This window comes from Streptacidiphilus pinicola, from assembly GCF_003258295.1.
In the GTDB taxonomy this organism is placed as follows: domain Bacteria; phylum Actinomycetota; class Actinomycetes; order Streptomycetales; family Streptomycetaceae; genus Streptacidiphilus; species Streptacidiphilus pinicola.
Genome location: NZ_QKYN01000054.1, coordinates 16845 through 42569, shown reverse-complemented (window position 1 = coordinate 42569; position 25725 = coordinate 16845). Strand labels below are relative to the sequence as shown.

Below are 25725 nucleotides of genomic sequence, written 5' to 3'. Positions count from 1 at the left end.
GTGCCCTGTGGTCCAGGCGCTCCCGGCGACACCTACGTCAGCCGCCCGACCGTGACGGAAAGGGGGAGCACCCACATTGCTGCAGCGTTCATGGGTCTCACCTCCTGGGCCGGTGTCGCGGTCGACGGCAATCTATCAGCCCGACGGCTCAGCCGTCGGCCTCCGCGGCCAGGCGGGCCGCGCGGAGCGAGAGGTGGTGGCGCTCCGGCAGGCTCGCGGTGCGGTGCGCCGCCGCGCGGTAGTCGGCGACGGCGGCGTCGCGGTCGCCCGCGAGTTCGTGGAGGTGGGCGCGGACCGCGAAGAGGCGGTGGTGGGCGGCGAGCGCGGGCGGGGGATCGGCGAGCAGCGCGAGACCCGCCGCGGGGCCGTCGACCATCGCGAGCGCGACGGCGCGGTTCAGGGTGATCAGCGGGTTGTCGGAGATGCGCGCCAACACACCGTAGAGCGCCAGGATCTGCGCCCAGTCCGTGTCGGCCGCCGTCGGCGCCTCGTCGTGGACGGCCGCGATCGCCGCCTGCACCTGGTAGGGGCCGACCGGCCCGCTCGGCAGGGCGGCGGTGACCAGCGCGACGCCCTCGGCGATCGCGTTCGCGTCCCAGCGGTCGCGGTGCTGCTCGGCGAGCGGCACGAGCTCACCGTCGGGGCCCGTGCGTGCCGGCCCGCGGGCCTCGGTCAGCAGCATGAGCGCCAGCAGCCCGGTCACCTCGGCGTCGTCCGGCAGCAGCGCGTGCACCGCGCGGGTGAGGCGGATCGCCTCGCGCGCGAGCTCGACGCGGCGCAGCTCGGTGCCGGTGCTGCTGGTGTAGCCCTCGTTGAAGATCAGGTAGAGCACGTGCAGCACCGCGTCCAGCCGGGCGGGCCATTCGGCCGCGCCGGGCATCCGGAACGGCACGCCGGAGGACTTGATCCGCTGCTTGGCCCGGCTGATCCGCTGACCCATCGTCGCCTCGGGCACCAGGAAGGCCCGCGCGATCTCACCCGTCGTCAGGCCGCCGACCGAGCGCAGCGTCAGCGCGATCGCCGAGGCGGGGGAGAGGACGGGGTGGCAGCACAGGAAGAGGAGGGTCAGCGTGTCGTCCTGCCCGCCCTCGTCGACCGCGTCCGCTCCGGGCGCGGCGCGGCGGTCGGCCGGGACCTGTCCGGCGACCAGCTCCTCGCGTCGGCGGCGCGCCTGCTCGCTGCGGACCTGCTCCGTCATCCGCCGGTTCGCGACCTGGACGAGCCAGCCGCGCGGGTTGCGCGGCACGCCCTCGTCCGGCCACTGCGCGGCGGCGTCCAGCAGCGCCTCCTGCACGGCGTCCTCGGCGGTGGCGAAGTCGCCGTAGCGGCGCGTCAGCACGCCGACGACCTGCGGCGCGAGAGTGCGCAGCAGGTCCTCGACGTCGGGTTCGAGCACGGTCACCCGTCCATGGTCACAGGTGAGACGGGGTCACCGCGCGGAAACGGCGGGCGAGCGAGGGATCAGAGGTCCGTGGGCGGCGCGGACATCACCTGGCGCACCTCGATCGGCATGTTCAGCGGCCGACCGCCGGGGCCAGGCGCCGCGGAGACCTCGGCGGCGATGTCGACGGCGCGCTGCTCGGTCTCGCAGTCCACGATCCACCAGCCGGCCACCCACTCCTTCGACTCCGCGAACGGGCCCTCGGTCACCACGGGGGCGCCGCCGCTGTGCGAACGGACGATCTTCGCGGTGTCCGGCATGGCCAGGCCCTGGGCGTCGACCAGCTCGCCGGAGGCGGACAGCCCCCGGTTGGTCTCCTGCATGAAGCGGATGTGGGCCCGCAGCTCCTCGGGCGACCACTCGTCGATCTTGGGGAAGTCGGTGTTCTTCTCGCTGAACTGCATCAGCAGCATGTACTTCATCGTTCCGCTCCTCGTTCGTCGTACCCGCCCTTGGTGGGCTCTCACGGGTAGGTAGAAGCACGTCCGGCGTTTTCGACATCCTCGACGCACTTCGCCGAAAAATCTTGGAGATCGGCCCGGAGCTCAGTTCGCGGCGCGGGAGATCTGCCCGATGCTGCCCTCCAGGAGCAGCAGCAGCTCTGCCAGTCGCTCGGCGAGCTGTTCGCGGTGCTCGGGCGGGAGACCGGAGAGCAGCGCCTGCTCGCGGTTCAGCTGGTCCGGCAGGGTGTGGTCGGCGAGCTCGCGGCCGGCGTCGGTCAGCGTCAGATGCGCGACGCGCCGGTCCCGTTCGTCGATTCGGCGCTCCACCAGGTCGTGCTGCTCCAGGCGCCGCAGCCGTTTGGTCACGGCCGCGCCGGAGGCGAAGGTCTCCCGGGTCAGCTCGCCCGCGGTGAGCGGCCGGCCGGAGCGGCGCAGCGTGCCGAGCAGGTCGAACTCGGCGCGGGTCAGCTGCTGCGGGCGCAGCTGCGCGTCGGCGGCCTGCTGCAGCAGGGCGGCGCAGCGGTTGATCCGGCCGATCACGCCGATCGGTTCGAGGTCGAGCCCGGGGTGGACCTGCTGCCACTGGCGCATGATGCCGGTGACGATGTCCTCACGGCCGGGCTGTTCCGGGGCGCGCTCAGACATGGGCCGCCTGCCGTTCCGTCAACAGGGCCAGCATCCGGTGCCCCTCCCGCTCCACCTGCGCCACCTCCTGCGACGGTGCCGGTTGCTGCCACCACTCTCCCGCATGTCCGTCGGCGGATTCTCGCAGCTCGTGGAGCGTGTCGGCGAGCCGGTCGCGCGCCTCGGCGCGGGTCGCCCCGGTCCGCGCCGCCTGCTGGGCGGCCCGCGCCTGGTGCAGCGCCGCGGTGAGGCGCTCGCCCGCGCGCCGGTTCGTCACCAGGAACGCCCCGGCCATCCCGAGCCCCGCCCCGAACAGCGTGTCGAGCCATCGGTCCCCGACGAGCGTGCCCACGGGCTCCGTGCTGCCGAGGCTGACCAGCAGCAGCGCCATCGGCGTCACGAAGACCTGGGCGAGCCAGTAGTTGCGGGTGATCGTCGCCTCCGCGCCGACCTGACAGGCGGCGACGAACAGCAGCGCCGGCAGCGCGCCGAGCCGCGGCAGGTGGGTCAGCGGCACGGCGACGGAGAAGACCACGAGGCCCAGCAGGCTGCCGACGGTGCGCTGCCATGCGCGCTGGAACGAGACGCTGGTGTTGGCGCGGTGCACGGCCGCCGCGGTGACCACCGCCCAGTAGGGGTGCCCGACCCCGGCCGCGAGCGAGGCCCAGCCGGCCAGTGCGCAGCCCACGCCCACCCGCACGGCCAGCGGCAGATGCATCCGCAGCCGTCGCGGCAGGCCCGGCCGGGCGAGGGTGAGCGCCGGGCCGTGCTCGCGCACCACCGCGGGCGCCAGGCAGACCAGCCAGGCGACCAGCCCGCCGAGGGCGACCAGTGCCAGATGCCCCGGTATCCGGCCGAGCTGCTGCGGCAGGAAGAACGCCGAGGCGGTGACGAAGGTGAAGATCACGTTCCCGGGCGGCCCGAGACGCGTGGCGTCGCAGAGCAGCTTCTGCACGGCCGCCATCAGCGCGGCGAGCCCCACCAGCACGACCGCCGAGCGGGTCAGCGATGCGGCGGTCAGCGCCACGGCGACACTCGCCGCCATCCCGGCGACCACCCACGCCAGCGCCCGGGCCCGCTCCCGGTAGGGGAGCGCGTGGGCGAACAGCGCGCACATCGTCCCGGCCGCCGTGTAGGGCACCAGGTCCAGCCGGCCGAGCGCGAGCAGCAGCAGGTTCGGCAGCGCCGTCGCGACGGCGACGCTGAAGGCGGGCCGGTGCCACGGGCCGACGGCGGGCCGCAGCCGCAGGGAGCCGCGCAGGGGGAGGGCGGGGTTGTGGGGCATGGGCATGCGGACAGTTTAGCAAGTGTTTCACTCGTAAAATAATCCTGGCTCAGGGGCGTCGCGCCGCCCAGGCGCCCCGCGTCAGGCGCGTCAGGCGCGCCGGGCGGAGGTCAGGGCGCTGGCGGTGTTCGCGGCGACGACGGCGGCGATGGCGAGCCAGTCGGCCAGGGGGAGGCGCTGGTCGAGGACGACCAGGCCGACCAGGGCGGCCATGACGGGGTGGACGCTCATGAAGACCCCGAAGAACTGCGTCGGGACGCGGCGCAGTGCGAGCATGTCGACGAGGAAGGGCACCACGGAGGAGAGCAGACCGGCCGCCGTCGCGCAGGCGAGGGCCCGCGCGGTGAGCGCGTGGTGGGTGAAGACCACAGCGCCGACCGGCAGGTAGAGCAGGCCGGACAGCGCGGCGGCCGCGCCCGGGCCCTCGGTGCCGGGCAGGCGGGCGCCGATGAGGCGGTTGAGCAGGATGTACGCGGCCCAGCACGCCGCGGCCGTCAGACCCAGGCCGAGGCCGAGGTAGTCCGTGGTGGGCCTCGGGCGCAGCAGTGAGACCACACCCGCGCCCGCCACCAACGCGCAGACCAGGTCGGCCCGGTGGCGGGACGCGGCCAGCGCCACGGTCAGCGGGCCGAGGAACTCCAGCGTCACGGCCAGGCCGAGGCCGACGCGGGAGACGGCCGTGTAGAGGCTCAGGTTCATCGTCGCGAAGACCAGCGCCAGGAGCAGCACCGGCCACCACTGGGACCAGGTGAACCGGCGGACCCGCGGTCGCCCGGCGGCCAGCAGCACGACCGCGGCGACCCACTGCCGCACCGCGACCACCCCGGCCGGGCCGATGGCGGGGAAGGCGAGCGCGCCGGTCGCCGCGCCGAGCTGGTTGGACAGCGCGCTGCCGAGCATCATCGCGATTCCGGTCGCCCGCGAGCCGTCGGCCTGAGGGCCGTTCGCCGTCCGGTCGGTGGACGCTGTGGAGGTCGTCATACCGGCAGCATGAGCCGCCGAGACTGATACGCAAAATGCATCCATGGCAGCAGCTATACGCTGAGCGTATGGATCTCGAGCTGAAGCAACTGCGCTGCCTGGTGGCGATCGTCGACACCGGGAGCTTCACCGACGCCGCGCTGGAGCTCGGCGTCTCTCAGGCCGCCGTCTCCCGCACTCTGGCGGGGCTGGAGACCGCGTTCGGGGTCCGGCTGCTGCACCGCACCAGTCGCAGCATCGCGCCGACGCCCACCGGGACGCTCGTGCTGGCCCGCGCCCGGCACCTGCTCGCTGAGGTCGACGCGCTGGTGCGCGAGGTCGCCACCGGCCACACCCGGCTGCGGATCGGTCACGCCTGGGGTGCGATGGGCCATCACACCGCGGCCTTCCAACGGCGCTGGGCCGCGGCCCACCCGGGGATCGAGCTGCAGTTCATCCGCACCAACACCTCCACCGGCGGACTCGCCGAGGGCGTCTGCGACCTCGCGGTCGTCCGCGGGCCGGTCGACGCGCAACGCTTCGCCTCGACCGTGGTCGGGGTCGAACGGCGGGTCGTGGCCGTCGCGTCGGACGACCCGTGGGCCCGGCGTCGGTCGGTGGGCCTGGCCGAGACGCGGGAGCGCACGGTCGTCGTCGACCGCCGCACCGGTACCACCACGCCCGAACTGTGGCCCACCGGCGGCCGGCCCACCCTCAGCCACACCAAGGACATCGACGACTGGCTCGCCGCCATCACCACCGGGCGCTGCATCGGCATCACCCCGGAGAGCACCGCGACGCAGTACCGCCGCGAGGGCATCGCCTTCCGCCCGCTGCGCGGGGCCGCGCCCGTCCCCGTACACGTGGTCTGGCCGCGCCGCGAGCCCCACCCGGCCACGGCGGAGGCCGTCGCGCTCATCTCCGAGCTGTACGCGGAGGGCGCCGCCAAGAAGTCCGGCTCGGCGCGCCAGCCCTGACGTGCTGTCAGGCGTGGCTCGGGGTCGGCTCCGGTTCGGCCAGCGGGGCGGCCGCGCGGCGAGGGAGCAGCAGCGGGGTCGCCAGCAGCAGGACACCGGCGAGGCCGATCGCCGGGCGCAGGCCGAGCACCGTGCCGAGCACGCCCCACAGCGCGGTGAGAGCCGCCGTGGACGCCTTGCTCGTGACCGACCAGGCGGAGAGCAGCCGGGCCACCCGCTCGGGGGCGGTCCGCTCCAGGCGGCAGGTGGCCGAGACCGGGTTGAAGACGCCGCAGCAGAAGATCAGGCCGAGTTCCACGCCGATCACCAGCAGCAGTCCGCCCGTCCCAGGCCCGACGAAAGCCAGACCGACGGGCCAGACCGCGCGCAGCGCCCCGGACGCGGCCATCGTCCGGTGCTGCCCCAGCCGCGCCGTCAGCGGGCGCGCCAGCCGCGAACCCAGCAGGCCGCCGACCGAGGGGGCGGCGAAGGCGAGGCCGAACTGCCAGGGGGTGAACCCGAGCCGGCTGAGCATCAGCACGGCCAGCAGCGGCTGGGTCGCCATGACCAGGCCGTTGAACAGGGCGCTGTTGAAGAACAGCGGACGCAGCGTCGGATCGGCGAGGACGAACCGCCAGCCGTCGAGCAGGTCCCCGCCGCGCAGCCGCGTCGTGTCACCTCGCTCCGGGCGCGGCTCCTGCCCGCCGGTGGCCAGGATGCCCAGCGCGGAGAGCAGGTAGCTGGCGGCGTCGGCCACGACCGTCGCCACCGGGCCCAGCAGGCCGATCGCCAGGCCGCCCAGCGGCGGCCCGATGATGGTGGTGGTCCAGGCCGTGGACTCGAACCGGGCGTTGGCCACGAGCAGGTCCGCCGCTGGCACCAGCGTCTTGAGGAAGGCGCCGGACGCGGCCCGGAAGGTGATGTCGGCCGCCGCCACCACGACCGAGACCAGCAGCAGCTGCAGGAAGGAGAGCACCCCGAGGGCGTAGGCGGCCGGCACCGTCAGCAGCGCCGCGAACCGCGCCAGGTCCATCGCCACCAGCACGGACCGCTTGCGACGGAACTCCACCCACGGGCCCAGCGGCACGGCCACCGCCGCGCCGACCGCGCTCCCCACCGAGGAGAGCGCCGCGACCTCCGCCGGGCCGGCGTGCAGCACCCGGATCGCGATCAGCGGGAACGCCCCGAACGCCAGCCAGGTGCCGAGCGCGCTCGTCCCGTACGCGGCCCACAGCCAGCCGAACCGGCGTCCCAGCCGCTGCCCCAGCAGTCCCTCGAACCGCTGCCTGCTCCCCATGCCCGACGCCCCTCGCCCTCATCCGCACCCGTGCCGGCACAACCGATCCGCGACCTGGGACATCAAAGCGGTGACCCGACCTGGGGATCAAACAACCGGGGAGGCACCCAGGCACAACCTCTGGTTGTGCCCCTAGGGTGGGCGGCATGGATCTCGACTCCGTGCGCACCTTCGTCGTCGCCGCCGACGCCGGCCGCTTCCAGGACGCCGCCGCCGAGCTGGCCGTCACCCAGCAGGCCGTCTCCAAGCGCATCGCCGCACTGGAGCGCGCCCTGGGCGTGCGGCTGTTCACGCGCACCCCCCGCGGCGCCGAGCTGACCATCGACGGGCAGGCCTTCCTGCCCCACGCCCGCGAGCTGCTGCGCGTCTCCGAGCGGGCCGTCGCCTCCGTCCGTGCCGGCCGCCGCCCGCTGCGCGTGGACGTGCTCAGTTCGCGCTCCGCCCAGTCGGGGCTGCTGCGTGGCTTCCACCAGGCCAACCCCGAGATCGACCTCGACGTGGTGACGCTCTTCGAGATCGACGCGGCCGTCCACGCGATCCGCTCCGGCGCGATCGACGCGTCCTTCCGCGCCGTCACCATGCCCGGCCGTCCGCTGCCCGACGACATCGCGTCCGTCCGCGTCGTCGACGAGCCGCTCGACCTGTTCACCGGATCCGGCCACGCGCTGGCGAACGCCCGTTCGGTGACCCTGGATCAGCTGGTCGGCCACCGGATCTGGATGCCCGGCCTCGCCGCGGGCACCGAGTGGGCCGCCTACTACGAGGACCTGGTCGCCGAGTTCGGGCTCACCATCGAGGCCACCGGCCCCAACTTCGGCACCGACGCCCTGCTGGACACCATCGCGGACACCCCGGCGCTGGCCACCTTCATGGGCGGCCTCACCCGGCTTGTCTGGCCGACCGGGTACGGCCTGCGCCGCATCCCGGTCACCGACCCGAAGCCCGTCTACCCGCACTCACTGCTGTGGCACCGCGACAACCCGCACCCCGCCCTGGCCGCCCTGCGGGCCCACCTCGCGGCCGCCTCGCCCGGTTACGGCGCCCCCGGCACGTGGGTGCCGCGGTGGGCGCTCAGTACGCGCCCTTGATGACGAAGAAGGAGCCGCGGATCACGCCGGCCAGCTTCGACTTCTGCCGCGCGAACTTGAATCGCTCCGCCAGTTCCTCCGGGACCTCCATGCCCTCCGAGAGCTTGAAGCCGACCGCCCGCTTCTTGGTCTCGTCGAGGTCGTACATCACGTTGACCGACAGACCGGACTCGTAGAAGACGTAGGCCATCCGGATCCCCTCCACCTCGAAGGCGGAGACCTCCAACGGGCGCGAGCCGATGGTGATGTCCCGCTCCTCGGCGAGGATCCGGTTCACGTAGTCGAGCACCTCGGGGGCCTCGTCCACCGGCGTCACCGTGAAGACGTGGTCGTACTTGTTCTTGAAGTAGCGGGCCTCGTTGGCGCGCAACCCCGCGAGCGCGTCCGCGACCGGGGAGGACTCCAGGCCGACGGTGGACACGTTCACGAAGTCGACGGCGTACGGCATGCATCCTCCTGAAGACGAACCGCGCGGACCATCCCACCAGGGATCACTGTCGACCTTGGTCCGTCACCGCCGGAACGGCAACCGGGCCGGCACGTCGCGCAGCTCCTCGACGCCCAGCGCGCGGCAGGCCAGGACGAACGCGCCCAGCATCACCACCCCGCCCGCCGTCAGCGCGGACAGCGCCGCGCCGGTGGGCCGGCCGGCGAGCGCTGCGGATCCGGTCAGGGCGTGGGCGACGGCCCACCCGGCGAGGCCGGCGAACGAGGCCGCGGCGACGAGCTTGCCGTAGGTGCGCACCAGCCGCCTGCCGTCCAGGCGGCGTTCGAGGCGGCGGCGCAGCCGGTGGGCGGTGATCAGCAGGCCGACCGCGTAGGAGACGGCGTACGCGCCGGCCATGCCGACCGCGACCTGACGGGTCGGCAGCCACAGGTGGCATGCGGTGGCCAGGGCGATGTCGAGCACCGAGATCCACACCGCCGTCCAGAACGGCGTCCGGGTGTCCTCGAAGGCGTAGAAGCCGCGCAGCAGCAGGTACTGGGCGGAGAAGGGGATCAGGCCCAGGGCGAAGGCCTGCAGCATCGTGCCCAGCGGTCCCGCGGCGGCCGGGCCGCCGTCGGCGCCGCTGCCGCTGCCGTGACCGAAGAGCAGGACGGCTATCTGCGGCCCGAACGCGAGGAAGAAGAACGCGGCGGGCACGATCACGACGCCCGTGGTGCGCAGCGCCCGCGACAGGTCGGCGCGCGCGTCGTCCAGACGGCGTTCGGAGACGGCCCGGCTCACCCGCGGCAGCATCGCGGTGACCAGCGAGACGGTGATGACCGACTGCGGCAGCATCCAGATGTTCTGGGCGAAGAAGTACGCCGTGTTGCCGGCGTGCGCGTTCTTGTCCGCGGTGTCGACCGCGTTGGCGTACCGGGTCACCACAGCCAGCGCGACCTGGTTGACCAGCACGAACAGCAGCGTCCAGCGGGCCGCGCCGAGGCTGCGCCGCAGGCCCGTGCCGCGCCAGTCGAAGCGCGGCCGGAAGGAGAAGCCGGCCCGGGCCAGCGCCGGCAGCAGGCACAGCGACTGCAGCGCGATACCGGCGGTCGTCGCGATGCCGAGCACGTCCACCTGGCCGGGGCTCAGCTGCCCGCCGCTGCCGTGCGACAGCGCGATGTAGAGGCCGAACAGGCCGATCAGTACGACGTTGTTGAGCACCGGCGCCCAGCCCATAGCGCCGAACCTGCCGCGCGCGTTGAGCAGCTGACCGAGTATAAAGAACAGCCCGTAGAAGAACACCTGCGGCAGCAGAAGTCGCGCGAACGCCACCGTCAGCCGGAAGTTCGCCTCCGTGCCGGGCCCTGACGGCGTCAGCAGCGCGACGATCTGCGGGGTGAACAGCAGCGCCAGCGCGGTGCCCGCCGCCAGCAGGACCAGCATCATCGTCAGCAGCCGCTGCTCGTGCGCCCGGCCGCCGTCCGGGTGCTCGACGCGGGCCCGCACCAGCTGTGGGACGAGGACCGAGTTGAGCGCGCCGCCGATCATCAGCGTGTAGAGGCTGGTCGGCAGGGTGTTGGCGGTGTTGTACGCGTCAGCGTGGGCGCCGAGGCCGAGCGCGGCCGCCTGCAGCGCCAGCCGCACCAGGCCGGTGGCGCGGGAGACCACCGTCCCCAGGGCCAGCAGCGCCGAGGAGCGGGCCACCGTCCCGCCGTCCGCACTCCGCCGCTTCGCGTGTCGTCCCATGATCACAACCTAGGGGAACGCGCCGGGCGGGAACGGCGAGTGCCCGGATCACCCGGAGATGTCCGTCCCCTCCAGTACCGTGAGGGGCGAGCCGAGCGGGTGAGGCTGCTTCAGCGGCTCGGTGAGGTGCACGACATAGGGTCCGTTGCCGCGGCAGCTGTCGATGCTCACGACCTCGTCGTCGATCCGCGCCCGGCACGGGACGGGCACCGGCGCGGTGATCGGGACGTGATGGTTGCGCCAGTGGATCGGGTCGGTCGGATGCGCCGTGGCGACGGGGGCGACGGCGCTGGCGAGCACGGGGTCCATGGCCGGGAGGGTACGCCCTGCGGGGGTCGCTGGGGGAGTCCTTCGGGAGCCTCTTTTGCCTGGTGAGACGCGTCTGACGGGGGCATGGCGAGTGGCGTGGGCGGAACTGGGCCGCGCGGTCGCGAAGTTGGAGGTTTCGGGCACTGGCAGGTCTTGTTCGAGTGATCCAATCGTGACGCGCCGGCGCCCGGATCGGGGCTCGTCGCGGGCCCGTTGTCCTTCGTTCGGGTGGTGGTGCCGGGCGTCAGTGGTGTCATGCGGTGGGCGGGTAATACGGTCGCGGCGTGATCGCGGACCTGACGCCGGCCGACCTGGTGGCGGACCCGACCGACTGCCTGCCCATCTTCGAGGAGCGCGTACGCGCGGAGCAGCGTCGGCTGGCGCTGCTGCAGGAGGTCGTGCGGGAACTGAGGGGTATCGAGGAGGCCCGGACCCGGCTGCAGGCCCTGCTCGACGGGGACGTCTCCGGGCTCGAACTGCTGCCCGACGAGGCGCTGATGCCGAGGCCCCGGGCGCCGCGGGTGCCGGTCGCGCTCGTGCACGAGCCCGGCAGCCGCCGTGTCGGCGGGCCGGGCTCCGGCGGCGCGTCGGGGGGAGAGCCGGGGCGGCGCGGGCGGCCGGGCCGGCATCTCGACCGCGCGCTCGAGGTGCTGGCCGCCGAGCCGGAACGGCGTTTCAGTGCGCCGCAGATCGCCGCGCAGATCGGGGCGGACGCGGACTGGCTGCGGTTCGTTCTGCACAGCGCGGCCAACCGGGGCCTGGTGCAGCGTCATTCGCAGTCCCGGCCGATGGGCGGGCGCGGGCGGCCCGTCGTGATCCAGTTCAGCGCCGCCCGAACGGAGCTGCCGTCGCGCGCCTGAGGTGCTTGCTAATACCTTTAGGCAAATGCATAATGGTCATAGCTTGATGGAGGGACGGCTATGGCTCGTGTGGGACTGAGTGCGGAGCGACTGACGCTCGCCGGTGCGGAGTTGGCCGACGAGGTCGGCTTCGAGCAGGTCACCCTCTCGGCCCTGGCCCGGCGCTTCGACGTCAAGGTCGCCAGCCTGTACTCGCACCTGAAGAGCTCCCACGAGCTGAAGACCCGGATCGCGCTGCTGGCCCTGGAGGAGCTCGCCGACCGCGTCGCCGACGCTGTGGCCGGACGCGCGGGGCGGGACGCGCTCGCCGCCTTCGCCGACGCCTACCGCGCCTACGCCCACGAGCACCCCGGCCGCTACGACGCCGCCCGCTTCCGGCTCGACCGGGAGACCGCGGCGGCGAGCGCGGGCGTGCGGCACGCGCAGATGACGCGCGCCCTGCTGCGCGCCTACGACCTCGACGAGCCCGACCAGACGCACGCGGTACGGATGCTGGGCAGCGTCTTCCACGGCTTCGTCAGCCTGGAGGCGGCCGGCGGCTTCAGCCACACCCTGGTCGCCGCCGACGCGTCCTGGGCCTGGACCGTCGACGCCCTCGACGCGATGCTGCGCGCCCGCCGCGACGACCCGCACTGACCACCCCCACCCCACCCATCACCCCGTCCCGGCCGCGGCCTGGCGGGGTGTCGACCGGACGAAGAGCCCTGACCATGCACGCTGACGCCCCGCTCCTCACCACCCCCGTCACCGAGGCGCTGCTGCGCGGCCACCTCGACGTCGAGCACACCGCCCACGGCCTGCTGCCGCACCGGCTGCCCGCCTGGGCCCGCAAGCAGCTCCCCGACGAACAGTTCGTCCTGGCCGAGTCCCAGCCCTCTGGCGTCCGCCTGGCCTTCCGCACCGCGGCCACCGTGGTCGAGCTGGACGCCCTGCCCACCAAGCGCGCCTTCCGCGGCGCGCCCGCCCTGCCCGACGGCGTCTACGAGCTCGTCGCGGACGGGACGTTGGCGGCGCAGGCCAGAATCGCCGACGGCCACCGGCGCCTGTTCGACCTGACGACCGGCGCCGCCGAACTCCAGCCGGGCAAACCCGGCACCGCCCGCTTCGAGGGGCTGCCGCCGGGTGAGAAGGACGTCGAGATCTGGCTGCCGCACAACGAGACGACCGAGCTGATCGCCCTGCGCGCCGACGCGCCGATCGCCCCCGTGCCCGAGCGCGGCCGCCGACGCTGGCTGCACCACGGCAGCTCGATCAGCCACGGCTCGAACGCCGCCGCGCCGACCTCGATCTGGCCCGCGCTCGCCGCCGCCGAGGGCGGCGTGGAGCTGGTGAACCTCGGCTTCGGCGGCAGCGCCCTGCTCGATCCTTTCACCGCCCGGACCATGCGCGACCAGCCCGCCGACCTGATCAGCATGAAGATCGGCATCAATGTCGTCAACAGCGACGCCATGCGCCTGCGCGCCTTCGGCCCCGCCGTGCACGGCTTCCTCGACACCATCCGCGAGGGCCACCCCACGACGCCGCTGCTGGTCGTCTCGGCGCTGCTCTGCCCCGTCCAGGAGGACACCCCGGGACCGCTGGCGCCCGACTTCGGCGCCGGGACGGTCCGCTTCAAGGCCACCGGCGACCCGGCCGAGCGTGCCGCCGGGCGGCTCACCCTGACCGTCATCCGCGAGGTCCTCGCCCGCATCGTCGCCGAGCGCGCGGCCGAGGACCCGAACCTGCACTACCTGGACGGGCGCGAGCTCTACGGTCCCGCCGACTACGCGGAGTTCCCGCTGCCGGACGAGGTCCACCCCGACCCGGCGGGCCACCGCCGCATCGCGGCCAACTTCGCCCGTCGCGCCTTCGCACCCGGCGGACCCTTCGCGCCCTGAGTGTGCGGCTGGGCGAGCTCCGGATCTATTGCTATTTGCAACCAGATGCGGAAGAGTGCGAGGTCACGGCCGTCCTGCTCTCTCGCCGACCCGGGAATGGTGGCGTATGTACCTCACCCAGGCGCTGCACCGCGCGATACAGGTCGCGCCCGAACGCCTGATGACGGTGTGCGGCGACCGCGCGCACACCGCGCGCGAGACGGTGGACCGGGTCGCCCGGCTGGCATCCGCCCTGCGCGGGCTCGGCGTCGCCGCGGGCGACCGGGTGGCCCTGCTCGCGGGCAACTCGGACCGGTACCACGAGATCTTCTTCGCGGCGTGGTGGACGGGCGCCGTGGTCACCCCGCTCAACACCCGCTGGAGCCCGGCGGAGATCGCCTACGGCCTGAACGACTCGGGCGCGCGCGTCCTCTTCGTCGACGACGACTTCACCGACGCGGTCCCGCGGCTGCTCGAAGAGTGCCCGGACCTCGCCGCTGACGCCGTCGTGCACTGCGGGGACGGCGCCACCCCGGCCGGGATGCGGGGCTACGAGGAGCTCGTCGCGGGCGCCGATCCCGTCCCGGACGCGCGGGCCGGCGGTGACACCCTCGCCGCGCTGCTGTACACCGGCGGGACGACCGGCTCCCCCAAGGGCGTGATGGTCAGTCACCGCGGGCTGGTCACCTCCACCCTGGGCACCCAGGTCTCCCGTCAGTCGGCCGTGCCCGGCGGCTGCCAGCTCGTCAGCGCGCCCATGTTCCACATCGCGGCGCTGACCGGCTGGCTCGCCCAGCTCACCGTCGGCGGAACGGTCGTGTTCCTGCCCGGCTTCACCGTCGCGGGCGTGCTCGACGCCGTGGCCCGCCACCGCGTGACCTCGCTCGGGCTGGTGCCGACGATGCTGCAGATGCTCGTCGACCACCCGGACGCCGCCGACGCCGACCTGAGCGGGCTGCGGCACATCGGCTACGGCGCCTCCGCGGTCTCCGAGTCCCTGCTCAAGCGCGCCATGGACCTGTTCCCGCAGGCGCGGTTCACCCAGGGGTACGGCATGACCGAGACCGCCATCAACACCGTCCTCGGCGCGGAGGAGCACCGTACCGGCGGGGACCTGCTCCGCTCCGCGGGGCGCGCCGCCGCCCACTGCGAGGTCCGCGTCGCCGGCCCCGACGGCGCGGAGCTCCCGCGCGGTGAGATCGGCGAACTGCTGTGCCGCGGCGACCACCTGATGCTGGGCTACTGGAACCGCCCGGACGAGACCGCCGCCGCGCTGCGCGACGGCTGGCTGCACACCGGCGACGCGGCCTACATGGACGAGGCCGGCTACGTCTTCATCACCGACCGGATCAAGGACATGATCATCTCCGGCGGCGAGAACGTCTACTCCGCGGAGGTCGAGAACGCCCTCACCCAGCACCCCGCCGTCGCCTCCTGCGCCGTCCTCGGCCTCCCGGACCGCCTCTGGGGCGAACGCGTCCACGCGGTCGTCGTCCTGCGCCCCGGCGCCACCGCGACGGAGGACGAGCTGCGCACCCACGTCCGCGCCCTGATCGCGGGTTACAAGGCGCCCCGCAGCTTCGCCTTCGCCGACGCGCTGCCCGTCTCCGGCGCCGGCAAGATCCTCAAGCGCGAACTGCGCGACCGCCACCTGCGCGAGAGCGGGCGGGACGTCAAAAAGCATTCCTGATCTGCCGGAACACCCGCGTACGATCCTCGCTCAGAGATCCGACCCGGGAGCCGTCCATGAAGAAGATCCCCACCCTGTTCCAGCGGGACCCCGACGACCGCGCCCACGTCCTGCCGGAGGTCAACCCCGGCTGCGAGTGGGTGCTCGAAGGGTTCGGAACCGCGACGAGGAAGTACGACGGCACCTGCGTCATGCTCGACGACTTGGGGAAGTGGTGGGCGCGCCGCGAGGTGAAGCCCGGCAAGACCCCTCCCGCGAGCTACGTGCCCGTGACGACCGACGAGGTGACGGGGAAGACGATGGGCTGGGAGCCCATCGGCCAGTCGGCGTTCGCGAAGTTCCACGCCGAGGCGCTGGCGAACCACCCCGACACCGACGGCCCGAGGGCGGGCACGTACGAGCTGGTCGGGCCCAAGGTCAACGGCAACCCCGAGCGCGAGCAGCGGCACCGGCTGATCGAGCACGCGACCGCGGAGCGCCTGGCCGTGCCGGAGCTGACGTTCGACGGTATCCGCAAGACGGCGCTCGCCGCCGCCGAGGCGGACGGCTGCGAGGGGCTGGTCTGGCACCACCCCGACGGCCGGATGGTCAAGATCAAGGCCCGCGACTTCCACCAGACCTGAGCGGGACCGTCCGCACTGCCCGGAGGGCACTCTTTTGCAGATCTTCCAGTTCGACCGCGACGAACGGGACATCCCGTACCACGGCAGCACCGGCCTCCTCGCCACGCGCATCGCGGCCGGCGAGGGCCCGGTACGGCTGACGCAGCTGAAGGTCGCGCCCGGCGGGACCATCGGCACCCACCCGGCCACCGACGCCCAGCTGTTCCTGGTCATCGCCGGCTCCGGCTGGGTCGCCGGACCCGACGGCGTCCGGGTGCCGCTCGGCGTCGGCGAGGGCGCTCGCTGGGATGCGGGCGAGGTCCACACGTCCGGCAGCGACTCCGGCCTCACCGCCCTCGTCGTCGAGGGCGCCGCGCTCGCGCTGGTCGAGGCGGAGGCGGCCGCCCGCTGACCGGGGGGCTCAGTGTCCTTGCGGGCCGGTGCCGAGCTCGGCGGTCACCGTTGCCAGTACCGCGTCGGCCGACTCGGCGGCGAGGAAGAAGTGGCCGCCGGGGAAGGCGTACTGGGTGGTGGGGCCGGAGGTGACGGCGGACCAGCGGGCCAGGTCGGCCGGGCCGTAGTGGTCGTCCACGCCCCCCAGGACCGTGAGCGGTACGTCGAGCAGCGGGCCGGCCGGTGGGGCGGCGTGGAAGGAGTCGCAGAGGGCGTAGTCGGCGCGCAGGACCGGGAGGATGAGCTTCAGCAGATCCGGTTCCGCCAGGACCTCCTCCGGCGTGCCGCCCATCTCGCGCAGGTCGGCGACCAGTTCCGCGTCGGACCAGACGGCCCGTCCGCCCTTCGTCTGCACCGTCCCCGGCCCGCCGCACCCGCTCAGCAGCAGCCGCTCGGGCGCCGGATCTCCGTGCCGCGCCGCGGCGACGGCCACGCCGTACGCGAGCAGCGCGCCCATGCTGTGCCCGAACAGCGCGTACGGGCGGTCCAGCGCGGTCCGCAGCGCGGCGTGCAGCTCCGCCACCACGGGCGAGTAGTCGCTGAGCGGCGGCTCCAGGAAGCGCCCCTCCCGTCCCGGGAGGTGGACCGCGACCACCTCGACGTCCTGCGGCAGTCGCTCGCCCCAGGAGCGGTAGAAGTTGGGGCCGGCCCCGGCGGGGTGGAAGCAGAACAGCCGCAGCCGCGCCGCCGGCCGGGGCGTCACGGTCTGCAGCCAGAGGTTCGCGGCGGGACTGGTCGGGGTCGGCATCGGAGCGTGCGTCCTCACGGTGATGGGTCGATTGGGCGGGCCCCAGGGACCCACGAGGATCATGCCGCACCCGTGCGTCTGCCGGGTGAACCGGCTGGTGGGATAAACGGATTGCCGGACCGAGCGCTCTCGATCACGCTGTGCGGCATGGATCTGTAACGGCTGCCACGTACTCACAGTCACCGTGTCGCGCGATTGACCTCGAAGCCTGACCACTCGGCGCTGAGGCGAGGACACGCGCCCTCGTGAGCATCCGTCAGATCCCGGAAGCCGCGGCCGCAGCCGGCCGTGCGCGCTTCTGCCGAGCCAGAAACCGACACCTTCATGCATACCGTCCGCAAGGCCCGCTGGGCCGTGCGTCACTCCGTCCTGCCCTCTGTCGTGAAGCCCTGCCCGGACTGCGCCGGCACGCGGCACCGCCCCTCGCCAGCGGCAAGCTGCTCGACGTCTGGCTGCTGCTGTGACGCGGGTCACTGATTACGATCTGCTACTTGTGCGGTTACAGCGCCGCAGGTTAATGATGTTTTGTGCCGAGACGCCATCGCCGGGCTTCCACGCACCGTGACCACGGTGCGTCGTCGGAGCGGGAGCCGGATGGCCTGCGCAGGATCTTCTCGCTGCGCACCCTCGCTGGGCGGATGTTCCTCACCGAGCTGCTGATCGTGCTGCTGCTGGTCGTGGCCGCCGTGACGGCCATGGTGCTGCAGGCGCGCTCCAGTACCACCAGCGACGCCCGCCGGATCACCCGTGGCGTCGCCACCTCCTTCGCCACCTCGCCGGGCCTGGTCGAGGCCCTGCAGAGCTCCGACCCCGCCGCGGTCCTGGAGCCGCGCGCCGAGGCGGTGCGGCAGGCCTCGGGCGTGGACTCGGTCGTCGTCTTCAACACCTCTTTCGTGCAGCTGACCTCCCCGGATCCGGCCTTCGTCGGCCGACCCTTCTCGGTGCCCCCGTACGTGCAGCAGAACGTGCTGCCCAAGCTGCTGGCGGGGCAGACGGTGACCTTCCAGGACTCCCAGCCCGGCTTCGACGCGATCGCCACCGCCGTCCCGGTCTTCGGCCCGGCCCACAAACCGCTCGGCGCCGTCGTCGTCAACATCACCGTGGGCCGCGTGAACGCCCTCGTCGACACGCACCTGCCGGTGCTGCTCGGCGGCGCCGCCTGCGCCGTGCTGCTGGCCGCCGCGGGCACGGCGTACGCGTCCCGTCGGCTGCAGCGGCAGACCCGCGGGCTCGGGCCGACCGAGCTCGCCCGGATGTACGAGCACCACGAGGCGGTGCTGCACGCGGTGCGCGAGGGAGTGCTGATCATCGGCGGCGACGGACGCCTGATGCTGGCCAACGACGAGGCCCGGCGCCTGCTCGACCTGCCCTCGAACGCCGAGCAGCGGCCGGTGGCCGCGCTGGGCCTGGACCCCGCCACCACCGCGCTGCTCACCTCATCGGAGGCGGAGGAGATCACCGACGGCATCCACCGGGCCGGCGACCGCCTGCTCGCCGTGAACAAGCGGCCCACCGCGCCCTACGGCGGCCTCCCCGGCAGCGTGGTGACCCTGCGCGACACCACCGAGCTGCACGACCTCACCAGCCGCATCGAGGCCGCCGGGCAGCGCCGTCAGCTGCTCTACGAGGCAGGGATGCGGATCGGCCGCAGCCTGGACATGACCCGCACCTGCGAGGAGCTGGCGGAGGTCGCGCTCGGCCGGTTCGCGGACGCGGTCAGCGTGGACCTGGTCGAGTCCGTGACCCGCGGCGAGGAGCCGCCCCGCGACCTCGCCTCGCCCACCGGCCTGCTCCGCCGCACCGCGCTCGCTCCCGCCCCCGGCCCGGAGGCGGGTGCGGGGGCGGGCGCCGGGGACAGCGGCACCGCTCCCGTCGGGGCCGCCGTCACCCTCACCGCGGGCAGCCCGCAAGCCCGCGCCGCGACCACCGGCACCGCCGTGCCGGACGCCCACCACGGCACGGTGACGGCGCCGCTGCGGATGCGCGGCGGGCTGCTCGGCCTGGTCGAGTTCCGGCGCGCCCCCGGCAGCCCGCCCTTCGACGCCGACGACCTGATGCTGGCCGGTGACCTCGCCGCCCGCGCCGCCGTCTCCATCGACAACGCCCGCCGCTACACCCGCGAGCACGGCACCGCCGTCGCCCTGCAACGCAGCCTGCTGCCGCGCAGCCTTCCCGAGCGCACCGGGCTCGAGGTCGCCCACCGCTACCTGCCGGCCAGCGCCGGCGTCGGCGGCGACTGGTTCGACGTCATCCCGCTGCCGGGCTTCCGCACCGCGCTCGTCGTCGGCGACGTCGTCGGCCACGGCATCAACGCCGCCGTGGCGATGGGCCGGCTGCGCACCGCGCTGCGTACCTTCGCCGCGCTCGACCTGCCGCCGGACGAGGTGCTGGGCCGGTTGGACGAACTCGTCTCCCAGCTGGACGAGGAGTCCACCGACGTGAACATCGCCGGTTCGACGTGCGTGTACGCGGTCTACGACCCGGTCTCCGGCGTGTGCACCCTCTCCCGGGCCGGCCACCCGGGCCCCGCGGTGCTGCGCCCGGACGGCAGCGTCGACTATCCGGAGGTCGCCGTCTCCCCGCCGCTGGGCATCGGCGGCCACCCCTTCGACACCAGCGAGATCGAGCTCGCCCCCGGCTCCCAACTCCTGCTCTTCAGCGACGGACTGGTCGAGTCGCGTGGCGAGGACATCGACCACGGCCTGCAGCGTCTGCTGCACGCACTCGAGAGCCGAGAGCCGGGCAGCCCGGAACAGACCTGCGCCCTCGCCCTCGCCTCCGGCCCCGCCCCCCAGGGCCGCGACGACGTGGTCCTCCTCGTCGCGCGCACCGACGTGCTGCCGCCGGAGCAGGTCGCCGAGTGGGACGTCCCGAGCGACCCGGCCGCGGTCGGGCCGGTACGCAACGCCTGTGTGAAGCAGCTGGCGGAGTGGGGGCTGGAGGAGATCTCCTTCAACACGGAACTCATCCTCAGCGAGCTCATCACCAACGCGATCCGCTACGGCGCGCCCCCGGTCCGGGTCCGCCTGCTCCGTGACACCAGCCTGGTCTGCGAGGTCTCCGACGGCAGCAGCACCGCCCCCCACCTCCGCTGGGCCGCCACGACCGACGAGGGCGGCCGCGGCATCTTCCTCGTCGCCCAACTGGCCCACCGCTGGGGCACCCGCTACACCCCGGCCGGCAAGGTCATCTGGTCCGAACAGCCCCTCACCCCGGCCACATCCCCACCCCTCGACGGCTTCCTCACCGCCTTCGACAACCTGTGACCGGGCCACCACCGGACGGATCCGCCCGAGAAGCTGGTTACTCCTCGGGTTCCCAGGCGATCAGCTGCTCGAACACCTGCTCGTCGCCCTCGATCTTCACGTCGCTCATCGTGAGGCGGCCCCACATGAAGAGGAGCAGCCGCTCGGCAGGGCCGGTGGCCGAAGCGGAGGCGGGGGCGGCGTCATCCGTGAGGGGTGCGGGCCAGGCGCCGGTGCCGTCCAGCGTGAGGAGCCAGGAGCGGCCCTCGGTGGCGTGGTAGTGGATGGTGGCGGCCTCGTGCGGCCAGGCCGCCGGGGTGGAGTTGCAGGTGTCGAGGAACTCGGCCACGCCGTCGATCGCGACGTCCGCCGGCATCGGCTCCACGGCGCCTGCGGCGAGCTGGGCGTCGTAGGTGTGCACCAGCAGCTCGTGCACCCGGCGCCGGGCAACGCCCCAGGCGTTCGCCGGCGACACGCCGGCGGCCCACCACGTCCAGCACTCGCGCCCCGGGCCGGCCTCGCGAAGCGCGGTCAGCAGGAGCTCGTTCGACTCGGCGTACCAGGCCAGCAGCGCGTCGAGCGCGCGCGGCGCCTCCGCGGCATCCTTGGCCGGCGGAGCCTCGGCCGGGCCCGCGGCGACGATCGCGGCCCACCAGCGCTGGCCCCTGCCCAGGTGCTGCACCAGGTCGATCAGCGTCCACTCGGGGCAGGACGGCACCGGCACGTCAAGGCTGGGCGCGGCGGCAACCGCGCTCCGGAAGGCGGCCGACCGCTCGTCGATCAGCTGCAGCAGGGCGGAATACTCAAGACTCTCTGTCACATCGCTTACCTATCATCCCAGCTCAGCAGACCGCACCCGATTTTCGCGGACGAACGCGCGGACCCCGCGAGCCGGCTGTCGAGGTTCACGAGGTCGACGCCGGCCCGCTCGGCGGCGCTCAGCCGTCGGTGTCGTGGGGAGGGGCGGTGGTGGCGCCGGGGACCTGGTTGGGGAGGAGGACGGTGGAGTCGCCCGGGTAGGGGGTGGTGAAGCCGTTGGTGGAGTACCAGATGTCGCGGTTCTCCTGCTGCATGTTGATCATGTCCTCGTGCCGGTAGTCCTGCTTCGCGGACCACTCGGCCCAGGCCTTGGCCACGGGGTTGTCGTCCAACTGGCCGGGGCGCGGGTTGGTCTGGGTGAGGGGGATGTTGCTCGGCAGGTACGAGTACGGCGTGAAGTCCGGCGTGTCGGTGAAGGCGTCGTACATCGGTTCCGCCGCCAGGTCCTCCTGGTTCATCGGCGGCAGGCCGAGGATCTGCTCGATGGTGCGCATGAAGTTCAGCTGGCTGTCGTAGTCGTCGACGACCGCGCCGCGCTTGGCGTAGGGGCTGATGACCATGGCGATGTTGCGGTGGCCGTCGACGTGGTCCACGCCGTCCTGGGAGTCGTCCTCGATCACGAAGATCGCCGAGTCCTTCCAGTAGGGGCTGTGCGAGATGGTGTCGACGACGCGGCCGACCGCCAGGTCGTTGTCGGCGACGTGCGCCTCGGGCGTGATCCCGCCCGGGTTGGTGCCCTCGGTGTGGTCGTTCATCAGCCACATCATGTTGAGGGCGGGCAGGTTGCCGTTCTTCACGTACTGCGCGAAGTCCTGCTGGAACAGGTCGGCCCGGTACTGGTCGGGGATGTTGAGGTCGAAGTTGGGGAAGTCCGGCCGGGTGACCCCCGCCAGCGACCCGATGTCCGTCTTCGAGGTGTAGCGGCCCAGCGGGAAGTTCAGCGGGCCGGAGGCCTTGCCCTGCAGCACCAGCGCGTCGTGGTACCACTTGGGCCAGCTGCCGCCGGCGGTGAAGTCGCCCGCCGGGTCGGTGTAACGGTCGATGTCCTCGCCCCAGTTGACCACCCACTTGCCGTGGGAGAGCGCGTCGTCCCAGATCCAGCCGCTCTTCACGTCGCTGAGCGGGTCGCCGGTCTGGTAGGAGCGGGTGTAGTTCCCGTACATCTGCTGCAGGTAGTTGTTGACGAAGGCCTGGTCCAGCCAGTGGTGGCCCTCGGCGGAGTCGGTGCCGTCCGAGTACAGGTTGTCGATCAGCGGGAAGGTGTTCGCCAGCGCGTGGATGTTCGGCGTGACGCGCTGTCCGAACTGGGCCAGCGCCGCGTCGCCGTTGCCGCGTGACACGTCGCCCAGCACCTGGTCGTAGGTACGGTTCTCCTTGACGATGAAGAACACGTGCTTGATCGTCGACGGGTCGCCGACCCGCAGCGGGACCGCGACCGGCGCGGCGTGGCCGTCGCCCGTCCGGTTGCGTTGCTGAAGGCCGTTCCACTGGTTGTTCTTGAACACCTGCGCGGTGTACTGCGCCATCTGACGGGCGCTCGGAACCGCGACGCTCTGCACCGTGCCGACGTAGTTGTAGACCCAGTGCGCGGTGGCGGGCTTGGTGCCGAAGCCCTCCAGGACGGTCGCGTTCGCGCTGACGGAGCCGAGGCCCTGCTCGCTCGCCACGACGAGCCGGTTCAGCTGCCCGTCCTTCGCGATCCCCGTCGGGAACGAGCCGGTGGGGATGAGCCCCTCGAAGCCCGGCTGACCGTAGGCGCCGCCGTAGCTGTAGACGGCGACGGCGTTGTCCCGGCCCAGGCTGACCGCCAGGTGCGTCGCGTCCAGCATGGCCAGCCCGTTCGGCTGCGCCCCGAACGGCGCGCCGGGGGCCGGGTTGGCGCTGAACGTCCGGCCGACCTGCTGCTTGACGGTGTCGATGCTGGTGACGCTGTCGTCGCCGGTGTTGGCGACGAGCACGTTCGTGCCCACCGCGAGCACCGCGCTCGGCTGCAGACCGACGGCGAAGGTCCGCACCTGGCGGCCCGAGGCGAGGTCCACCTCGGAGAGGCTGCCGGTGGTCGGCACGGCGTTGTCGTCGTTGGTCACCACGGCCGTGCCGTAGGAGTCGTCGGTCCGGTCGCCGGCCTGCGCGGGGCGGCCGCCCTGGTTGCTCACGTACGCCTTGCCGCCGACGACCACGACGCCGTTGGGCACGTTGCCGACGCGTATCTGCCGGAACACCGTGTTGGTGCGGGTGTTCACCTCGGCCAGGGTGTCGTCGGCGCTGAGGGTGACCAGCAGGGATCCGTCCGGTGCCCAGGCCAGCGCGGCCGGCACCGCCTGACGGCCCCCGGGGGCGCCGGGCAGCCGCACGCTGACGGCGTTGGAGAGCGTGCCGTTCGCGGCGACGGTCCACCGCACCAGGCGGAAGGGCTGGGCCGTCCACAGGTACCTGCCGTCGGAGGAGTACAGGATCCCGCCGTCGGATATGACGCCGCTGCCGATCTGCTGCAGCACCTTGTGGTGGACGAGGTCGAAGACCGTGACCAGGCTCGGGTTGGCGCCGCCGCTGTCGAGGGCGGCGGCCGTCCTGCCGTCGGGGCGCAGCGCCAGGCCGAAGGGGCGGCCGGCTTCCGTGATCACGTCGCCCGCGGGGGTGACGAACTGGTTGGTCTGGGTCAGGTAGGACCCGTCGGCCTGCCGGCCGGCCTTCTTGGTGCCGAGCGTGGTGGCGTTGCTGAAGTCGCCCTGGGCGAACGTCATCCCGGCACTCATCGCGAGCGCGACCGCGGTGGAGGTGAGCACCACCGCGCGCCTGCTCATCGAGCGTATCCGCATCAACTGGCTCCTTGTCCGCGGTGTCGGCCACCGTCCTGCGAAACCGGCGGTCACCTGGGAATTTCGCCCTGACAGACGAAGGGAACGAGAACGCCAGGAGGAGCGGATACGAATGTGTGGGACGGCCCGGAGAGGGAGGGGGGTTGATGTGGTTTGCAGTGATTGTGGGCGAATTGGCCGCCGAGGCCGCCGAACTGAGGCATGGCCATGACCTGCCTGTCCGGGGCCTGTGTGCCGGCGGACGCCCTTACGGTTGATCCGGAGGGCAGGTGTGCAGATGAACCCCAGCCCCCGTCGCGCGGTCGCGCGGGTACGTCAACTTCCGCTCGGGTTCGCTTTGTCGGAGTTTCGCCCGTCGGTCAGGCCGGCCTGATGTCGGAGATCAGCTTGGTGTGCAGTTCGCTCGCGACCATGAGGCGGGTGTACGTGGGGTGCTTGGCGCTGCCCCAGGTCAGCATGACGGTGGTGAAGACGTGGCCCGCGCCGGCGTCGTGGTAGCGCACCTCCCAGTGCAGGGGCACGTCCTGGGCGCGCAGCACGCCGTCCGCGTGGTTCGTCTTCTCCCAGGTCTCGAGCTCGAGTTGCAGGTTCTTGGTGAGGTAGTGGGCGCGCAGTTGGTCCGGGAGGTGGTCGGTGCCGTCGGCGACGGCGTCGATGTAGGCGCCGTAGAAGTCGGCCACCCGGTCCACCGCGGATTCGGGGCTGCCGCCGCGGACGACACCGATCGCGCGCGTGGCGGCGGCGGAGTGCTGCGGTGCGGCCGTCGGCCGTTCGGCGGCCTGCGCCGCGCAGGGGGCGATGACGGTGGCGAGTGAGAGTGCAGCTGCTGCGAGGCGAACAGAAACACGCATCTGACGGATCCTCCGCTCGAACCGGGGCCCCGGTGGGGGCCGTCCACCGTCCACTCTTGTGCAGGTCGCGGGCCCCGCCGTGCGCGCCCGGCCCGGAGGTCACCTGAACGGGCGGGGTGAATCTCCGTGTACGAGCCTTCCGGGCGACGGCGGACCGCGACTGTCAACCATGGTTGACACGCGCCCACTGTCAACCTACATTGACAGACATGAGCGAGACCAAGACGCTTGCGGACGCCGCGAGCAGCCGCGACCCCGCGGTGGGCCTGAAAGCCGTCCGCGCCCTGCGCGAACTGGCCGAGCGACTGGAGGACCTGCAGGTCGGCAACGCCCGCGCACAGGGCTGGACCTGGCAGATGATCGCGGACTGCCTCGGCGTGAGCCGCCAGGCCGTCCACAAGAAGCACGGCGGCGGCAGCCGCTTCGGACGCAGGAAGGAAGACTGATCATGTTCGAGCGGTTCACCGCCGACTGCAGGCGCGCCGTCGTCGTCGCCCAGGAGGAGGCGCGGATGCTGCGCTGCTCCACCACCGGCACCGAGCACCTGCTGCTCGGCGTCCTCGGGCTGACCGGCGACGCCGCCACGGGCCTGCTGACCGACGGCGGGTTGGACCTTCCGACCGCCCGGGAGGCGGTGCGGCGGCTGCACGCCGCGACCTCCCCCGAGCTGGACGCGGAGGCGCTGGACACCATCGGCATCGACCTCGACGCCGTCCGGGAGAAGGTCGAGTCCGTCTTCGGGGTCGGCGCCCTCAGCCCGACCGCCGGTCCTGGCGACCGGCGCCGCCGCGGCGGCATCCCGCGCGGGCACCTCCCGTTCACCCCCGACGCCAAGAAGTCCCTGGAACTCTCCCTGCGCGAGGCACTCGCCCTGAAGAGCGGCGAGATCCTCCCCGGTCATCTGCTGCTGGGTCTGACACGCGACGAGGGAACGGCGGCCGCCCGTCTGGTCCGCGACCACGGCTTCGACCTCGATGCGCTGCGCGACCGCATCCGTGCCATGCTCGCGGAAGGGAAGTGACGCAACCTCAGCGCCGGTTCGGGTGGCTCGAACCCGACGGTTGACGGTGCACCGACCACCAAGCGGCGGTATCGAACCGCCGCCCGTCTCCGCCACCATCGAAGTGGGACCCCGGCTTACCCCCGTGCGCGGGGCCCCTCGCCCCGGCCGTCGTGCTCGGCCGGGGCGTCCTCGTTCCCGGGCGT

General features: G+C 72.9%; 24 protein-coding genes. 11 read left to right on the top strand and 13 right to left on the bottom strand.

Translation table 11 applies throughout. The features are described 5' to 3' along the window. Window positions 1-148: 148 nt before the first annotated feature. The 5 genes from DN069_RS14250 to DN069_RS14230 form a co-directional block, all read right to left on the bottom strand. Complete coding sequence (locus DN069_RS14250; RefSeq protein WP_111501337.1) at window positions 149-1402, bottom strand: RNA polymerase sigma factor; 1254 nt, start codon at window positions 1400-1402, stop codon at window positions 149-151. A gap of 59 nt (window positions 1403-1461) precedes the next feature. Next, complete coding sequence (locus DN069_RS14245; RefSeq protein ID WP_111501336.1) at window positions 1462-1863, bottom strand: YciI family protein; 402 nt, start codon at window positions 1861-1863, stop codon at window positions 1462-1464. A 123-nt stretch (window positions 1864-1986) separates the two neighbouring features. Then, window positions 1987-2529, bottom strand: a complete 543-nt coding sequence (locus DN069_RS14240) for a MarR family winged helix-turn-helix transcriptional regulator (protein ID WP_111501335.1) — start codon at window positions 2527-2529, stop codon at window positions 1987-1989. Then, window positions 2522-3799, bottom strand: coding sequence for an FUSC family protein (locus tag DN069_RS14235; RefSeq protein WP_243639211.1), 1278 nt, complete (start codon window positions 3797-3799; stop codon window positions 2522-2524). Before DN069_RS14235 ends, DN069_RS14240 begins: the two co-directional genes overlap by 8 nt. A gap of 84 nt (window positions 3800-3883) precedes the next feature. Next, the gene (locus tag DN069_RS14230; protein ID WP_111501333.1) at window positions 3884-4774 is read right to left on the bottom strand and encodes an EamA family transporter; all 891 of its coding nucleotides are present in this window, start codon (window positions 4772-4774) and stop codon (window positions 3884-3886) included. 68 nt (window positions 4775-4842) lie between these two features. Here DN069_RS14230 and DN069_RS14225 point away from each other — a divergent pair, with 68 nt between their 5' ends. Beyond that, window positions 4843-5730 carry a LysR family transcriptional regulator gene (locus DN069_RS14225; RefSeq protein ID WP_111501332.1) on the top strand — a complete coding sequence of 296 codons (888 nt, stop codon included), beginning with the start codon at window positions 4843-4845 and terminating at the stop codon, window positions 5728-5730. Window positions 5731-5737: 7 nt separating this feature from the next. Here DN069_RS14225 and DN069_RS14220 read toward each other — a convergent pair whose 3' ends face one another. After that, a complete protein-coding gene (locus DN069_RS14220) occupies window positions 5738-7006 on the bottom strand; it encodes an MFS transporter (protein ID WP_111501331.1) in 1269 nt (422 codons plus the stop codon). Window positions 7007-7152: 146 nt separating this feature from the next. On the opposite strand from DN069_RS14220, the gene DN069_RS14215 reads away from it, so the two are divergent. After that, window positions 7153-8094, top strand: coding sequence for a LysR family transcriptional regulator (locus tag DN069_RS14215; RefSeq protein WP_111501352.1), 942 nt, complete (start codon window positions 7153-7155; stop codon window positions 8092-8094). Here DN069_RS14215 and DN069_RS14210 read toward each other — a convergent pair. From DN069_RS14210 to DN069_RS14200, 3 genes are all read right to left on the bottom strand, one after another. Continuing rightward, a complete protein-coding gene (locus DN069_RS14210; protein WP_111501330.1) occupies window positions 8078-8542 on the bottom strand; it encodes a phage tail protein in 465 nt (154 codons plus the stop codon). The two genes, DN069_RS14215 and DN069_RS14210, sit on opposite strands and share 17 nt — an antisense overlap. 63 nt (window positions 8543-8605) lie before the next feature. Continuing rightward, complete coding sequence (gene murJ, locus DN069_RS14205; RefSeq protein WP_111501329.1) at window positions 8606-10267, bottom strand: murein biosynthesis integral membrane protein MurJ; 1662 nt, start codon at window positions 10265-10267, stop codon at window positions 8606-8608. Between the two features lie 48 nt (window positions 10268-10315). Continuing rightward, window positions 10316-10576, bottom strand: a complete 261-nt coding sequence (locus DN069_RS14200) for a hypothetical protein (protein ID WP_111501328.1) — start codon at window positions 10574-10576, stop codon at window positions 10316-10318. 284 nt (window positions 10577-10860) lie between these two features. On the opposite strand from DN069_RS14200, the gene DN069_RS14195 reads away from it, so the two are divergent. From DN069_RS14195 to DN069_RS14170, 6 genes are all read left to right on the top strand, one after another. After that, window positions 10861-11436, top strand: coding sequence for a hypothetical protein (locus DN069_RS14195; protein ID WP_111501327.1), 576 nt, complete (start codon window positions 10861-10863; stop codon window positions 11434-11436). A 60-nt stretch (window positions 11437-11496) separates the two neighbouring features. Then, complete coding sequence (locus DN069_RS14190; RefSeq protein ID WP_111501326.1) at window positions 11497-12072, top strand: TetR/AcrR family transcriptional regulator; 576 nt, start codon at window positions 11497-11499, stop codon at window positions 12070-12072. A 74-nt stretch (window positions 12073-12146) separates the two neighbouring features. Further along, complete coding sequence (locus DN069_RS14185; protein WP_111501325.1) at window positions 12147-13313, top strand: GDSL-type esterase/lipase family protein; 1167 nt, start codon at window positions 12147-12149, stop codon at window positions 13311-13313. A gap of 106 nt (window positions 13314-13419) precedes the next feature. Next, the gene (locus tag DN069_RS14180) at window positions 13420-14982 is read left to right on the top strand and encodes a long-chain-fatty-acid--CoA ligase (RefSeq protein WP_111501324.1); all 1563 of its coding nucleotides are present in this window, start codon (window positions 13420-13422) and stop codon (window positions 14980-14982) included. A gap of 56 nt (window positions 14983-15038) precedes the next feature. Continuing rightward, the gene (locus tag DN069_RS14175) at window positions 15039-15605 is read left to right on the top strand and encodes a DUF5565 family protein (protein WP_111501323.1); all 567 of its coding nucleotides are present in this window, start codon (window positions 15039-15041) and stop codon (window positions 15603-15605) included. 34 nt (window positions 15606-15639) lie between these two features. Further along, window positions 15640-15996 carry a cupin domain-containing protein gene (locus DN069_RS14170; RefSeq protein ID WP_111501322.1) on the top strand — a complete coding sequence of 119 codons (357 nt, stop codon included), beginning with the start codon at window positions 15640-15642 and terminating at the stop codon, window positions 15994-15996. Window positions 15997-16005: 9 nt separating this feature from the next. Here DN069_RS14170 and DN069_RS14165 read toward each other — a convergent pair whose 3' ends face one another. Then, window positions 16006-16785, bottom strand: a complete 780-nt coding sequence (locus DN069_RS14165) for a thioesterase II family protein (RefSeq protein WP_165845501.1) — start codon at window positions 16783-16785, stop codon at window positions 16006-16008. 638 nt (window positions 16786-17423) lie between these two features. On the opposite strand from DN069_RS14165, the gene DN069_RS14160 reads away from it, so the two are divergent. Next, window positions 17424-20051 (top strand): SpoIIE family protein phosphatase, encoded by a 2628-nt coding sequence (locus DN069_RS14160; protein ID WP_111501320.1) that lies wholly within the window; start codon window positions 17424-17426, stop codon window positions 20049-20051. Window positions 20052-20088: 37 nt separating this feature from the next. Here the strand turns inward: DN069_RS14160 and DN069_RS14155 are convergent, their stop codons facing one another. From DN069_RS14155 to DN069_RS14145, 3 genes are all read right to left on the bottom strand, one after another. After that, entirely contained in the window at window positions 20089-20850 is a 762-nt protein-coding gene (locus tag DN069_RS14155; protein ID WP_111501319.1) for a maleylpyruvate isomerase family mycothiol-dependent enzyme, read from the bottom strand. 118 nt (window positions 20851-20968) lie between these two features. Continuing rightward, complete coding sequence (locus DN069_RS14150) at window positions 20969-23668, bottom strand: alkaline phosphatase family protein (RefSeq protein WP_111501318.1); 2700 nt, start codon at window positions 23666-23668, stop codon at window positions 20969-20971. A 359-nt stretch (window positions 23669-24027) separates the two neighbouring features. After that, on the bottom strand, window positions 24028-24519 hold the full coding sequence (locus tag DN069_RS14145) for a hypothetical protein (RefSeq protein WP_243639209.1): 492 nt from the start codon (window positions 24517-24519) through the stop codon (window positions 24028-24030). 209 nt (window positions 24520-24728) lie between these two features. Between DN069_RS14145 and DN069_RS14140 the strand changes: the two genes are divergently transcribed. Beyond that, the gene (locus tag DN069_RS14140) at window positions 24729-24965 is read left to right on the top strand and encodes an RNA polymerase subunit sigma-70 (RefSeq protein WP_111501317.1); all 237 of its coding nucleotides are present in this window, start codon (window positions 24729-24731) and stop codon (window positions 24963-24965) included. 2 nt (window positions 24966-24967) lie between these two features. Then, window positions 24968-25540: a Clp protease N-terminal domain-containing protein gene (locus tag DN069_RS14135; RefSeq protein WP_111501316.1), complete on the top strand. Its 573-nt coding sequence runs from the start codon at window positions 24968-24970 to the stop codon at window positions 25538-25540. Window positions 25541-25725 lie beyond the last annotated feature (185 nt).

Coding starts and splice junctions, on each gene's coding strand:
- DN069_RS14200 (WP_111501328.1), bottom strand. CDS start 10,576: ATGGACCCCGTGCTCGCCAGCGCCGTCGCCCCCGTCGCCACGGCGCAT.
- DN069_RS14145 (WP_243639209.1), bottom strand. CDS start 24,519: ATGCGTGTTTCTGTTCGCCTCGCAGCAGCTGCACTCTCACTCGCCACC.
- murJ (WP_111501329.1), bottom strand. CDS start 10,267: ATGGGACGACACGCGAAGCGGCGGAGTGCGGACGGCGGGACGGTGGCC.
- DN069_RS14240 (WP_111501335.1), bottom strand. CDS start 2,529: ATGTCTGAGCGCGCCCCGGAACAGCCCGGCCGTGAGGACATCGTCACC.
- DN069_RS14215 (WP_111501352.1), top strand. CDS start 7,153: ATGGATCTCGACTCCGTGCGCACCTTCGTCGTCGCCGCCGACGCCGGC.
- DN069_RS14160 (WP_111501320.1), top strand. CDS start 17,424: ATGTTCCTCACCGAGCTGCTGATCGTGCTGCTGCTGGTCGTGGCCGCC.
- DN069_RS14185 (WP_111501325.1), top strand. CDS start 12,147: ATGCACGCTGACGCCCCGCTCCTCACCACCCCCGTCACCGAGGCGCTG.
- DN069_RS14235 (WP_243639211.1), bottom strand. CDS start 3,799: ATGCCCATGCCCCACAACCCCGCCCTCCCCCTGCGCGGCTCCCTGCGG.
- DN069_RS14210 (WP_111501330.1), bottom strand. CDS start 8,542: ATGCCGTACGCCGTCGACTTCGTGAACGTGTCCACCGTCGGCCTGGAG.
- DN069_RS14140 (WP_111501317.1), top strand. CDS start 24,729: ATGAGCGAGACCAAGACGCTTGCGGACGCCGCGAGCAGCCGCGACCCC.
- DN069_RS14220 (WP_111501331.1), bottom strand. CDS start 7,006: ATGGGGAGCAGGCAGCGGTTCGAGGGACTGCTGGGGCAGCGGCTGGGA.
- DN069_RS14165 (WP_165845501.1), bottom strand. CDS start 16,785: ATGCCGACCCCGACCAGTCCCGCCGCGAACCTCTGGCTGCAGACCGTG.
- DN069_RS14230 (WP_111501333.1), bottom strand. CDS start 4,774: ATGACGACCTCCACAGCGTCCACCGACCGGACGGCGAACGGCCCTCAG.
- DN069_RS14135 (WP_111501316.1), top strand. CDS start 24,968: ATGTTCGAGCGGTTCACCGCCGACTGCAGGCGCGCCGTCGTCGTCGCC.
- DN069_RS14225 (WP_111501332.1), top strand. CDS start 4,843: ATGGATCTCGAGCTGAAGCAACTGCGCTGCCTGGTGGCGATCGTCGAC.
- DN069_RS14180 (WP_111501324.1), top strand. CDS start 13,420: ATGTACCTCACCCAGGCGCTGCACCGCGCGATACAGGTCGCGCCCGAA.
- DN069_RS14150 (WP_111501318.1), bottom strand. CDS start 23,668: ATGCGGATACGCTCGATGAGCAGGCGCGCGGTGGTGCTCACCTCCACC.
- DN069_RS14190 (WP_111501326.1), top strand. CDS start 11,497: ATGGCTCGTGTGGGACTGAGTGCGGAGCGACTGACGCTCGCCGGTGCG.
- DN069_RS14175 (WP_111501323.1), top strand. CDS start 15,039: ATGAAGAAGATCCCCACCCTGTTCCAGCGGGACCCCGACGACCGCGCC.
- DN069_RS14245 (WP_111501336.1), bottom strand. CDS start 1,863: ATGAAGTACATGCTGCTGATGCAGTTCAGCGAGAAGAACACCGACTTC.